The 13138-nt window shown below is 58.3% G+C and carries 10 protein-coding genes; all 10 read left to right on the forward strand.

Annotated features, from left to right (window positions below; genetic code table 11):
* Positions 1-63: 63 nt before the first annotated feature.
* Positions 64-3702 carry a GAF domain-containing protein gene (locus tag EYB53_RS12070; protein ID WP_135478432.1) on the forward strand — a complete coding sequence of 1213 codons (3639 nt, stop codon included), beginning with the start codon at positions 64-66 and terminating at the stop codon, positions 3700-3702.
* A gap of 4 nt (positions 3703-3706) precedes the next feature.
* The gene (locus tag EYB53_RS12075) at positions 3707-4504 is read left to right on the forward strand and encodes a sortase (RefSeq protein ID WP_135478433.1); all 798 of its coding nucleotides are present in this window, start codon (positions 3707-3709) and stop codon (positions 4502-4504) included.
* Between the two features lie 453 nt (positions 4505-4957).
* Positions 4958-8206 carry a ligand-binding sensor domain-containing protein gene (locus EYB53_RS12080; RefSeq protein ID WP_135478434.1) on the forward strand — a complete coding sequence of 1083 codons (3249 nt, stop codon included), beginning with the start codon at positions 4958-4960 and terminating at the stop codon, positions 8204-8206.
* Positions 8203-8832 carry a response regulator gene (locus EYB53_RS12085; protein ID WP_135478435.1) on the forward strand — a complete coding sequence of 210 codons (630 nt, stop codon included), beginning with the start codon at positions 8203-8205 and terminating at the stop codon, positions 8830-8832. Before EYB53_RS12080 ends, EYB53_RS12085 begins: the two co-directional genes overlap by 4 nt.
* Before the next feature lie 126 nt (positions 8833-8958).
* A complete protein-coding gene (locus EYB53_RS12090) occupies positions 8959-9288 on the forward strand; it encodes a M55 family metallopeptidase (RefSeq protein WP_135478436.1) in 330 nt (109 codons plus the stop codon).
* Between the two features lie 130 nt (positions 9289-9418).
* Positions 9419-10345 (forward strand): GNAT family N-acetyltransferase, encoded by a 927-nt coding sequence (locus EYB53_RS12095; RefSeq protein ID WP_135478437.1) that lies wholly within the window; start codon positions 9419-9421, stop codon positions 10343-10345.
* A gap of 66 nt (positions 10346-10411) precedes the next feature.
* Complete coding sequence (locus EYB53_RS12100) at positions 10412-10837, forward strand: DUF3887 domain-containing protein (protein ID WP_135478438.1); 426 nt, start codon at positions 10412-10414, stop codon at positions 10835-10837.
* 285 nt (positions 10838-11122) lie between these two features.
* Positions 11123-11566: a hypothetical protein gene (locus tag EYB53_RS12105; protein WP_135478439.1), complete on the forward strand. Its 444-nt coding sequence runs from the start codon at positions 11123-11125 to the stop codon at positions 11564-11566.
* Between the two features lie 34 nt (positions 11567-11600).
* Positions 11601-12425: a CPBP family glutamic-type intramembrane protease gene (locus EYB53_RS12110; protein ID WP_135478440.1), complete on the forward strand. Its 825-nt coding sequence runs from the start codon at positions 11601-11603 to the stop codon at positions 12423-12425.
* A 36-nt stretch (positions 12426-12461) separates the two neighbouring features.
* Complete coding sequence (locus EYB53_RS12115) at positions 12462-13076, forward strand: class I SAM-dependent DNA methyltransferase (RefSeq protein WP_135478441.1); 615 nt, start codon at positions 12462-12464, stop codon at positions 13074-13076.
* Positions 13077-13138: the final 62 nt, after the last annotated feature.

Here is a 13138-nt window from a genome sequence, read left to right on the forward strand (position 1 = left end):
AAATAGATCTAGCATCTACGCCAACACTCTGCAAGATCCTGGGTTGCAGCAGCAAGGGATACCATGACCTTGTCTTCGCCTGATGAGTTGACGTTTATCGAACGTTGCCAGGGCTATCTGGAGCGATTAGTTCAGGCTGTCGATCTGGCCGAGCTTGACCAATATAGCGCTGGCATCTTTCAGGCTCTGCTCCCTGAGCATCGATCTACCGTGGTGTGGGATGAGGAGCACCAAGCGACCGTGCCCCTGACCCACGCGGTCAGCAGCTTGAGCCAGCACCATGTTGTCACTGACCCTGAGCATGATCGGGTGGTGTTTGCGTTGCGTGCCACGGGCCATCTCCTCGGCTATGTCACCATTACACCAGGGAACCTTACCGCCGCGCAGGTCACCGGGATCAAACTGGTAACGTCGGTGATGGCCCTGGCCTACTATACGCTGAACCATCCGGTGCCCAGCGCCCTCGAGCAACGCAAAGCCCGGTTGCGCCCCGATCTCGAACGGCTGCGTGATGCCGTGACGATGGAGCCATTGCTGCATGATCTGTGCGCGCTGCTCCGCTCGGTCTTACCTTTCCGAGTCATCGCATGTCTGCTGCGCTACCGCAATAGTGTCTGGCTCGAGATGAGCTATATTAATAGTGGTGATATAGCCGAGGTGCCACGCCTCTATTGGCGCCTAGATGCCGGACTGATCAGTGCGGTCATCACAAGCAAGCAGAGTCTCTATGCTGAAGATTATGTCACCGAGTGCGAACGGCGGGGGATCGCACCCCTGACGGCTAACAGCCCAACGCCGATCTTTGCCTGGATGGGGGCGCCGCTCTACTCGAACAAAGAGTTATTCGGGGCGATGATCACCTATAGCGATGTGCCCGATGTGCGTCTCAGTGCCGACGATCAGGCATTGTTTGCGTGGGTGGTCGCCGAGATGGCAGGCCCGATCCGCAGCGCCCAGCGCTACGAACGTGCTGCCGAAGAGGTGCGCCAGCGCGAGGCGCTGAATCGGATCGCACGCGCCATCAATTCGAGCCTCGATCCGGATGCCGTGCTCCGCCTTATTGTCGAGCGCGCCCCGATCCTGCTGCACGCCGAAGAGAGTTCGCTCTTGTTGCTCGATAAGCAGACCGGGGAACTGGTCTTTCGGTGCGTCGCCAATCCTTCGGGGCATCAACTGGTCGGCCAGCGGATTCCGCCAGGGCAGGGGATCGCCGGCCATGTGGCAACCACCGGCCAGGCTATCATCATCAATGACACCCGATCAGATGGGCGCTTTTATCGTGAATTTGACAGCGAAAACGGATTTACTACTCGATCAATTCTCGCTGTCTCACTGCGTGGAGTCGATGGGATCAAAGGGGTCATTGAGGTTCTGAACCGCCGTGACAATGCCCCTTTTACCGACTATGATCGTGGCCTGCTCGAAGCTCTGGCCGATCAGGCGGTGATCGCCCTCGAAAATGCCCGCCGGTTTGCCTCGGTCGATCAGGCCTTGACCGAGCGCTTGCACGAGCTCGACCGTTCCAATGCCCGCCTCTATACGATCCTGCGTGCCTCGAATGTGCTGCGCTCGGCGCGTCAACTCGAGTTGCTCTTGCCAGAACTTGCCACGCTCTTGAGCAAAAGCTCGGGCTTTGCAAGCACAGCGATCTTTCTAACCCGGCGCAATGATACCGGTCAGAGCTATCTCGTTCAGGTGGCCCGGTCAGGCGGCGGGCAAACAGTTGTGCCCGAACAGATTGCGCTGGAAGCCTTCGAGACGATGTTGTGCCCGGTGGTCGCACGTGGACGCATCACCTATCTGCTTGAAGGCAGACCAACATCTGCGCCCCCAGAAGATCCGGCACCCGAAGCTCATCCGCCCCAGATTCAGCGCTGGCAGGCGAACGACCGCATCTGGTGCAAGCTCTTTGATCATCAGGGAACCTTGCTCGGTGCCCTGGGTTTTGATGATCCCGAGGATGGGCTGCGTCCAGATACGGTTCAGGTACAGATCCTTGAGATCCTCACAAATCAGGTGGCGACGGCGATTGAAAATGCTGAACTCTATGCTGCCCAACAAGTCAATTTGAATCGGATGCTTGCACTCAATGGGCTGGGTCAGGCGATCAATACGAGCCTGCGCTCACCAGAACAGATCTATGCCTTTACGACCCACGGCATGCAAGAGTTGAGCGAAGCCCGCTGGGCCAGGGTTTTTTTGTTCCACGCAACGACCAACGAACTCCAAGCAAAGTTTCACACGGGCGCACAACCAGGGGATCAACAGCGTGTGCTGCACCTCGCCCAGCGTGCGATCGCGACCCGGCGCCCTCAAAAGCAGGCCCATAGCGAAGCCGAAGCACGCGAGGGCATTCTTGCGCTGCCCCTGCCTGGCACCCTCAAACCCGCCGGTGCCATCTGTATGGGCTATAGTCAAAGTGTGCCTGAAGCCGCCGAAATTGAGACTTTGATCCTCTTTGCCAGCCAGGCGGCGCGTGCGGTTGAACATCTCCACCTGCTTGACGTGATCCGTCAGGGTCGAGATCAACTCGCTTCGATTATGGCCTCGACCCGAGAGGGGATGCTGCTGATCGATCAACAGCAGCAGATCGCCGTTGCCAATGACTCGTTTCTGCACCTGGCTGGCACGACTTCGTGGTCGCCAGTGATCGAAACGCCAGAGGCGCTCGACGGGCTAACGCTCGACGCGTTGCTTGCGCTCTGGCAGCAGAATGTCGAGGCGCTGCCTGATGAATTTGAACGACTGGCCCAGGGTATGGCAGCCGTGGCACATGGTGATGAACCCGCAGCCTATGGCCAGTTGCATAACTGCATCCGTGGGGCACGCTTTCTCGAATGGTCGGTGTTGCGGGTTGCGACGAGCGAAAGCGTACGGTATCAAGCCTCGCCGGGCCAGATGATGTCGCCGTATGCCATCCTGGTGACAATACGCGATATTACCGCAGCCAAAGAGGCGGAAGAACTGCGCAGCGAATTGACCAATATGATGGTTCACGACCTGCGTAGCCCCCTGACGAGTATTATTACCTCGATCGATATGGTGCTGCGCGGGCGATTTCATGCTGGCAAACCAGCGATCCAGCACGAGATTCTTTCGATCTCGTATGATAGTGCGCAAAAATTGCTCGCGATGGTAACGCTGCTCCTTGATATTAGTCGCCTCGAAGATGGTAAAATGCCGCTGGAGTATGTGACCCTCGCGGTTGATGATCTCGTGCGGCGGGTGCTCGATCAAATGCACCTGATCGCCGAAACGAAAGAGATCAGGTTCCAAATCGAGCTCGACCCCGAGGCCCAAACACTTGTTGGTGATGATGAGTTAATCCAACGGGTCTTCCAGAATATCATTGATAATGCGCTCAAGTTCAGCCCGTCGCGGTCGCAGATCACCCTTGAGGCGCGGCGCATCAATGACGCACAGCTAAAGTCCGCAGTTCCTAACGATCAAGCACCGCAGATTGACCCGACTTCTGCGATTGAGTTTGCCATCCGCGATACCGGCACCGGGATCAAACTCGCCGATCAAGAGCGGATCTTTAGCCGGTTTGCCCAGGCGGGTACGCACCGTAAAACCGGAAGTGGCCTCGGGTTGGCCTTTTGCAAACTCGTGATCGAGGCCCACGGGGGTCGGATCTGGGTCGAGAGTAGCCCAGAGCAGGGCAGTACCTTCTTTTTCACGCTCCCCACAGCAGCCAGGTAAGACGATGATGCTGTTCCGTTGTTTGCTTGTGATGCTCGCCCTTGTGTTGGTGGCTGGCTGCGGTTCGCTGCCGGCCACTGCAGGCATGGCCGAGGTAGCCCTCCAACCAACCCTGCCGATGACTGCGGTGCCTCCAGTGGCAACAGAAGACACAGCAACGCCAGTACCTTCTCTGTCCCCCACCCCCGAACCGTCCCCCACCCCTGAACCGACAGCAACGCCACAACCGTCCCCCACCCCCGAACCGTCCCCCACCCCCGAACCGTCCCCCACTCCCGAACCGTCCCCCACCCCTGAACCAACGGCAACGCCACAACCGACGCCGCCCCCGCTTGCGGCCTCCGCCGGAGCCTCAACGACGCGTCCGGGACGGCTCGTCATTCCAGCGATCGGGCTTGATCGCGAACTCTTTCCGGTGGGTCTGGATCGAAATCGCGTACCCATCGTGCTTGACCACGAGATTGCCTGGTACCAGACCAGTGCAACACCCGGTCAGGGCGAGAATATCGTGCTCTGGGGGCATGTCTTGCGTTTCCGCGCAACGCCGCACATCCCGGCACCCTTCGCCCGCCTTCAAGAACTGAGCATCGGGTCACGGCTTACGCTGTATGGGCGTGACGGCAGCGGTTATGACTATACGGTCACGCGCCAGGTCTGGGCACGCCCCGAAGAAGTCCAGTACATGCTGCCCCAGGGACGCGAGCTAGTCACGATGATTTCGTGCATCGGCGAGAAGGTGATTGTGGATGGCAACGTCGAAATGACGCACCGCTTGATCACCATTGCGGAACCGGTGCGGTAAGCCCAAGACAGAGATTGAATCTGCCCATACCTGATTATACTGGAACAGCTTGCTAAGAGATCGCATCGCCGTCGCTCCTTCACCGAACATCGCCGAGGTCGCTCGTTTCATCTTCGAGTATACAGCGTTCAGGCACAATTGTGTGGGCGGACAGACGCGCCTTCGCGCCTTTGCGTCACACAAAACCGCGCTGGGACACATCGCGTTTGCCGCCTTCTGCACCCTCTGGTATGATGATGCGACCCGTACCGCCGCCTTCGAGCGCCTTCGAGCCGGTCGGAACGCATCCTGGACATGAGCGCACAGGATTGGCAAGGCGCTCATAACCGAGGGCCTGCGCCGTGTCCGCGACCTGAGGCCGCGGCTGGTTCCTATGCAGAAGCAGCCGGGGTGTTGGATCCCTCGCTGGGTTTCACCGGGTATGATTGATGTGTCTAAACCCTGGATCATCGCATGGTAGACGATCAAAAAGGTCATTGCGGGCGGTTTTTGCGACTACTCATTCTCCCTATCGTTTTGCTGCTCACCGCCTTTCAGCCCGTCGCCGCACGTGAAACTGGCGCCACCTTTGCCCCCGGTGCGCACCTCCGCTTTGAGCATCTCACTATTGATGACGGCCTTTCGCAAAACGCCGGTCTTGCCCTGCTGCAAGACCGCCAGGGCTACCTGTGGATTGGTACGCAAGACGGCCTGAACCGCTACAATGGCTACACCCTCACCCACTTCAAACATGATCCCGATGACCCGGCTAGCCTCAGCCACAACAGCATCATCGCGCTCTACGAGGATCGCGACGGCTTGCTGTGGATTGGCACCTGGGGCGGTGGCCTGAACCGCTTTGACCCGGCTACACAACAATTCACCCGCTACGCGCCCGACCCCGCCAACCCCACTAGCCTCGGCCACCCCATTGTCACCGACATTCTCCAGGATGCGCAGGGTGTTTACTGGGTCGCCACCCTCGGCGGATTGGAACGCTTCGACCCGGTCAGCGGCATCTTTACCCACTTCCGCCACAACCCTGATGACCCCGCCAGCCTGTCCAGCGACGCGCTCTCGGTCATCTTGCCAACTGCCGATGGCAAACTGTGGATCGGTACGGGCGCGTTCAACATCCCCGGCGCAGGGCTGAACCTGTTCGACCCGGCTACCGGCACAGCCCAACACCTGGAAAAAACCGGCGACTGCCTGGCCTCCCCCAACATCGCCGACCTCCTACTTGCCCCTGATGGTGGCGCGCTCTGGATTGCCTATGGCGGCTACGGTGTTGCGGGTGGCGGCCTTGACCATTATCACCCCCAAACCGCTGCTTGCGCTCACTTCGACAACAGCCAAACCTTTGGCACCCAGATTGCCGATAACAACTTCACCGACCTGGCCTTCGACCGTGACGGTACGCTTTGGGTAACCAGTTGGTCGGGCGGTCTCTGGCGCATGGCTCCCGATGGACAATTTACCGGCATTCATCACAACCCCGCCGACCCCGAAAGCCTTTCCAGCGACAACACCTTCACCGTTTGGCCCGACCGCTCTGGCGTCATCTGGGTTGGCACGCTCAGCGCCGGCATCAACAAACTCAACCTCGATACGCTGCAATTCCGCACCTACCGCCACGATGCCGCTAACCCCAAGAGCCTGCCCAGCAATCACATCAGCGCCCTTACCGAAACCAGCGACGGCATTATCTGGCTGGGCAGCATCGAAAACGGCCTCGTGCGCTTCGACCCGACTAGCGGCGAATTTACCCCGTACCGTTCCGACCCAGCCAACCCAAACAGCATTTCTGGCGATATCGTGCTCACCCTCTACGCCGATTCCGATGATACGCTCTGGGTCGGCACCTTCGGCAGCGGCCTGAACCGCTTCGACCCTCAAACTGGCCTGTTCACCCGTTACCAGAACGACCCCGCCGACCCCAACAGCCTGCTCGAAAACCAGGTTACCAATCTCATCCGTGACCGGGCCGGGCGGCTGTGGGTGAGCAATTTCGCCGGTCTTTCACGCCTCGACCCTGGCGCGACGGGCTTTGTCAACTATCCCATGCCCGCACCGCCGGTCTCTTTTGGCCTGGTGGGGGATGAACTGTGGGCTGGAACATGGGGCGGCGGCCTCTACCGCCTCGATCTTGCCGACCCCCGCAGCCTGGATCCCACCACAGCGACCTTCGCCACCCTGAAAAACGACCCCGCCAACCCCAACTCACTCAGCAATGATGGCGTCTGGACGATGCTCCAGACCCCTGATGGCATCGTCTGGCTGGGAACCCAGGCCGGCCTCAGCCGCTACGACCCCGAAACTGGTCAGTTCACAAGCTACACCGAGAAAAACGGCTTGCCCAACGCCTCGATAATGGGGCTTTTGCAGGATCCACAGGGCTTGCTCTGGTTGACCACCAATCATGGCGTGGTCAGGTTCGACGCCCAGACCGAGACGTTCCAGGTCTACGAGAAAAGCGACGGCTTGCAAGGCAACGAGTTCAACTCGAATGCCTATTTCCAGGCCCGCAACGGCGATTTTTACGTCGGCGGCGTCAACGGCTTCAGCGTATTTGACCCGCTCAATCTGCGTCAGAACGAACTCCCGCCCCCGGTAGTCGTTACCGACGTTTCGATTTTCAACATCCCCCAGGCGTTTGACCCTGCGCAAACGGTTCGCTTAAACTACGACCAGAACTTCATCTCATTTGAATTTGCCGCCCTCGATTTCCAGTCACCCTCCAAAAATCAGTATGCTTACATGTTGGAAGGCTTCGATAAAACATGGGTGCAGGCTGGCACGCGCAATTACGCCAGTTACACCAACCTACCCGGCGGCGACTACACCTTTCGCGTCCGCGCCGCTAACAAGGACAGCATCTGGAATGAAACCGGAACCTCTGTGCGGCTGACGGTCGCGCCACCTTTTTGGCAGACCTGGCCGTTCCAGTTGGGGCTATTCCTGGGCATGGTTTTGCTCGTTGCCGGTGGCTTCCAGTGGCGGGTACGGGCGGTGCGCGAACAAAACGCCCAATTGCAAAAGGTGCTCGAACAGCGCATTGCCGAACGAACCGAGGAACTGAATCTTGCCAACGAGCGCCTACGCGAGAAAGCTGCGCAGGATGCCGTGACTGCCGAGCGCACCCGCTTGGCGCGTGACCTGCACGATGCCGTTACCCAAACCCTCTTCTCTATCACCATAATCGCCGACGTACTGCCCGATATTTGGAACATGAATCCGAACGAGGGCAGACGCCGCCTAGAGGAGATGCGCCAACTCACGCGTGGTGCGCTGGCTGAAATGCGCACCCTGCTCGTCGAACTGCGCCCCAACGCTCTGGTGGAAGTGCCGCTGCCGACACTTTTACGCCAACTGACCGAAGCGATGATTGGCCGCTCACGCATAAACATCCAACTCAGCGTCGAAGGGGAACGCAAGTTACCGCCCGATGTGCAGGTTGGCCTGTATCGGCTCGTCCAGGAAGCCTTAAACAATGTCGTAAAGCACGCCAAAGCGAGCGAGGCCGTGGTCACCCTACGGCTGGGCGAAACCGTCCGTCTGACTGTGGCCGACAATGGTGTTGGCTTCGATCCATTGGCGGTCACTGCCGACCATCTCGGCCTGAAAATTATGCGCGAACGCGCCGAAGCGCTTGGCGTGCAGTTGCGTATTTACAGCGAACCCGGCGAAGGGACGCAGATTTCAGTCGTTAAGGAGATCGTATGACTGGCAAAATCCGCATCATGCTCGTCGATGACCATGCCGTTGTCCGCTCTGGCCTGGGCGCGTTTATGAGCGTCAACCCTGACCTGGAACTGGTCGGCGAGGCCGAAAACGGTGAACAGGCCGTCGCCCTGGTTGCAATGCTCAAGCCGGATGTTATCCTGATGGACTTGATGATGCCGGTCATGGATGGCGTGGCCGCGACTGCCGCGATCAAAAAGCAACATCCGGGGATCCAAATCATCGCCCTGACCAGCTTCCACGAGGACGAGTTGGTCCAGAACGTGCTCAAAGCCGGAGCGATCGGCTACCTGATGAAAAATGTGACCGCATGGGAATTGGCCGCTGCGATCAAAGCTGCCAAAGAGGGCAAAATGATCCTCTCGCCCGAAGCAGCTCAGGCCCTTGTCCATGCCAGCCAGCAAGCCCAGGAAACGGAAGTGCTCACCGAGCGCGAGCGCGAAGTGCTGAAATTGTTGGTCGAGGGCCTGAACAACGCCGAAATTGCCGAGCGGCTGGTGGTCAGCCTTTCCACGATCAAGTACCACATCAGCAACATCCTGATGAAACTGGGCGTGGATAACCGCGTCGCGGCCGTGACGATGGCGATCCAAAAAAAACTCGTTTAATCCTCTTCCTGTCCACCTGACCAGCGCCCAACTCCCCCGTCGGCGGGGGAGTTTTTGTTTCCATAGTCGTATCATGCTGAATATCCGCATGTCACACATCACCTAAAGGAGTTCAACCATTATGACATTAGGAAATCACAGTGGAATGGTGAAACTGTCGGCGAAATCGGCATGACTATAGCCACCGCCGCTGTGTTGGGTGTTCCCCTGGTTTTTATCAGCGGCGACCGGGCAGCTGTGCGCAAGGCGCAAGCCTTTGTCCCAGATCTTGAGACTGTGGTGACGAAAGAGCCGATCTTTACGCATGTGGCAAATGTTTTCGACCCCGTGCCGTTGCTCTCACTCGCCCCGAAAAAAGCCCGCTTTCTGATTCGCGCTGCGGCAAAGCGCGCCCTCCAACGCCTGCCCGAAATCTCCCAGCCTCCCCAGCCGCCCTTCAACCCACTGGAGAGGTAGTAATCTCAATGAGTACCGTCATTCTCAGCCCATTTCTCGGCCTGATCATCTCCTTTGGTGAGAAATATGGCTGGCGCGGTTTTCTGCAAACCGAATGAAACAATCCTGCTCGTGCTTTCGTGAGACATGTATGAAACTGACCCTGAGAAAATACCAATCCGACCATGATTACTGGAACATTCGTGCGCTCCTGCGCGAACTATTCCTGGCGAACGACCACCGCGAAATCAGTTGGCCACTCTACCGTTGGGATTACTGGCGCTGGCACGTCAACGAGAATATCCTCAAATTCGACCTTTCGGCTGCGATTTTTATCTGGGAGACCGCCGAGGGTCGGCTGGCAGCCGTGCTTCATCCCGATGGGGCTGGGGAAGCCTTTTTGCAAGTGCATCCTACATGTCGCTGCCCTGAACTTGAAGTGGCAATGCTTTCAGTGGCAGAAACGCAATTTGCCACCACGCAGGCCGATGGGCGGCAGCGTCTGGTCGTGTGGGCTCACGAGAACGACCAATTACGGCAGGATGTGCTGAAACGGCGCGGCTATGCCAGGGGCAACCATCCCGAATACCAGCGCCGCCGTGAAATGAGCCTACCGATTCCAGACGTTCCTACCCCCGCAGGCTATACCCTGCGCGCCCTGGGCGACCTGGACGAACTTCGGGCCCGCAGTTGGCTCTCGTGGAAGGTTTTCCACCCACATGAGCCGGATGAGAAATACGAAGGTTGGGCCTGGTACACCAACATCCAGCGCGCCCCGCTCTACCGCCGCGACTTGGATCTGGTGGCCGTCGCCCCCAATGGCGCGTTTGCCGCCTTCTGTACCCTTTGGTATGATGAGGCGACCCGCACCGCCGCCTTCGAGCCGGTCGGAACGCATCCTGAACATCAACGCACAGGCTTGGGCAAGGCACTTATGGCCGAGGGCCTGCGCCGCGTCCGCGACCTGGGGGCCACGCTCTGCACGGTTGGCTCCTATACAGACGCCGCCGGGGCGTTGTATGCATCGCTGGGTTTCATCGAGTATGATGTGTCTGAACCCTGGGTTAAAGCATGGTAGACGATCAAAAAGGTCATTGCGGACGGTTTTTGCGACTGCTCATTTAATTCAGAAAGGAAAAACATCATGAAATCAAAATCTATTTTCATCGTTTTGTTCGCTGTTTTGCTCTCGATGCTCCTGTTTGGCTGCGGCTCAAGCACAACCGAACTCACCGGCACCGACATGGATGCCGTGCTGGCTTTCAGCGAAGACAAAACCGATGCACTGCTGTCGGGTATGAACAATAACGATTATGCTGCCTTCGCGCAGGATTTCGATGTGGATATGCGCAAGGCCATGCCCCAGGCGCAGTTTGACGCCCTGAAAAAGGATCGCGATGCAAAACTGGGTCTCTACGTCTCACGCGAGGTCAGTAGTGTGGTGCTGTCTAACGAGTTTTATGCGGTGAACTACACTGCGAAATTCGAGAAGGATGACAATGTGGTAGTGCGTGTGGTATTCCATGTGGCCGAGCCACACCAAGTCAGCGGGTTGTGGTTCAATAAATAACACGCACTGTTGGGGCGGAATTCCCAAAACAGGTTCCCGTCTGGCAGCGGCTGGCCTGGGGCTGCTGGTCGCCTTTTTCTAGATCAAACCGGCCGGCCGCCACGACATCAACGCCCCCACCGTGCTGACCGAGCAATACTACGCCGTGCTGGAAGCCCCGCACAAGTAGATCGTCTGGTTCGAGTCTTCGGGGCATACCTCCTAGCCGCCCGCCAATCCAAACGACTCAGAGGCTGTCTGAAAGGTCGACGGTACAACCGCTACGAGTTGGGCGACCGCGTCAGCATGGCGACCGAACCCTGCCCCTGCGGCATCACCCTGCCAGTGGTGAATGTGGAGGGGCGCACCGATGAAATTTTGCGCTTCGTCGCTCCGGGCGGGCAGGTTGTCCCCGTCCTGCCGCTGGCGCTCTGGTCGGTGATCAAGGAGACGCCGGGCGTGCTGCGCTTCCAGGCCATCCAGACCGCGCCCGATCAACTCAAAATCCAGCTGGAGGCCAAGCACGCCGCCGAGGGCGCGCCAACCTGGGAACGGGGTTACGCCAACGCCTATTTTGCCAGCCAGGGCCTAGGAAATGTGGCGATCATTCGCACTCCCGAAGTGCCTATGCGCGACCCCAAGAGCGGCAACATTCCGCAACATCTGGAAAGAGAATTCCCTGTCCACCTGACCAGTCTCAAACTCCCCCCTGGGCGGGGGAGTTTTTGTTTGTCGTCCGCTACACTATGAGCACGAAGCTTTCAAGATTGATTGGAAATCACAGATGAACATGAAAGCCTGGTTTGCCCGTCATCCCATTTTCACCTACATCCTCCTGACGATGATCTGGTCCTTCGGCATCTGGTCATTGTTATTCCTGTACATCCAACCCGGCGGACTCATGCAAGCCCCACCCAGCGCCTTCATCTTCGTCATTCTGGGTGGGTTTGGGCCTTCACTCAGCGGCCTGTTCACCACTTGGCTGGTGTACGGACAAGCGGGGCTGCACGCTCTGTGGGCCAGGGCACGTATGGGGAAGGTGGGAGGTTGGTGGTTTGCCTTGCTGGTGATCCCTGCAGTGACGGCGCTCACGCCACTCGTACGCTGGCTGGCAGGCTACCCGGTGGATCTCGGCGCCATGGCAAACCTGCTCGGCCCTGGCATTGCCTTGGGACTCACCGCCGGGTTGATGGAAGAATGCGGCTGGCGCGGCTTTCTCCTGCCGCACCTGCTCAAACGCCACTCCCCACTTGTCGCCACCCTGTTGCTGGGCCTGGTCTGGGGTGGCTTGTGGCACGGCTATGCGGATTACTTCGCGCTTGGCGGCAGGGGCCTCGACTCGCTGATTTTGATTAGCCTGCTCGGCCCGATCTTGTTGACCGCCTGGTCCTTCATTATTACCTGGGTCTATGAACGAACCCAGGGCAGTTTGCTGATCGCCTACTTTATGCATGCCAGTCTTTCCTCCAGTGCGTTGATTTTCGGGCAAACCTATACCACCACCGCCGAAGAGATGACCTGGACGGCAATCAGCACCGGGTTGGCCGTGCTCGCGGCGGCTTTTATCTGGCTGTTTATCCGGCGTTCTGGCCCACAAGCATCTTGCTGACGTTCTTTGAAGGCAAGCTTTAGCTCGAGTACCTGTATGATGCATACCCAACACGACTCCTACGCCGCCGACTATGACGCTCAGGTGCGCGCCTACGATTGTTACATCGCCGACCTGGTATTTGGGCTGTGTTATGAATTCATCCGTCCCGGTCAAAACCTGCTCGATGTCGGAACAGGCAGTGGACTTTCGGCGCAGCCCTTTGCCAAAGCCGGGTTGCACGTCGCGGGCATGGATTTTTCCCCCGCCATGCTTGAAATTTGCCGGGCCAAGGGCTTTTTCGCCGCTTTGCAGCGGCACGACCTGACGACAACGCCCTGGCCTTATCCTGCGGCGCATGTTGATCACCTGATTGCTTGTGGCGTTTTCCACTTTATTGCTGAGTTAGAATTCATCCTCGCCGAGGCCGCGCGCCTGCTCAAACCAGGTGGCCTGTTTGCCTTTACCACGCGCTTGCCAACCGCCGACCTGCAAGGAAAACCATATACCCATCACCTGGCGGGAGATCTCGCGATTTTCTCGCATGCGCAACACGACATCGAAGACGTGCTCAAACACTCAGCACTGACGCGTCTGAAACGGCAAAAATGCTTCATTGGTGAGGATATTTTTCTGATCTGGGTCACGCAGAAATCATCGCAACTTCATTGACATGCACGCGTGTTCCTGGTGAACACAAACACGGTATTACCACCAACCCCAACGCAAAGCGA

Source organism: Candidatus Chloroploca mongolica (assembly GCF_004762035.2).
GTDB lineage: Bacteria > Chloroflexota > Chloroflexia > Chloroflexales > Chloroflexaceae > Chloroploca > Chloroploca mongolica.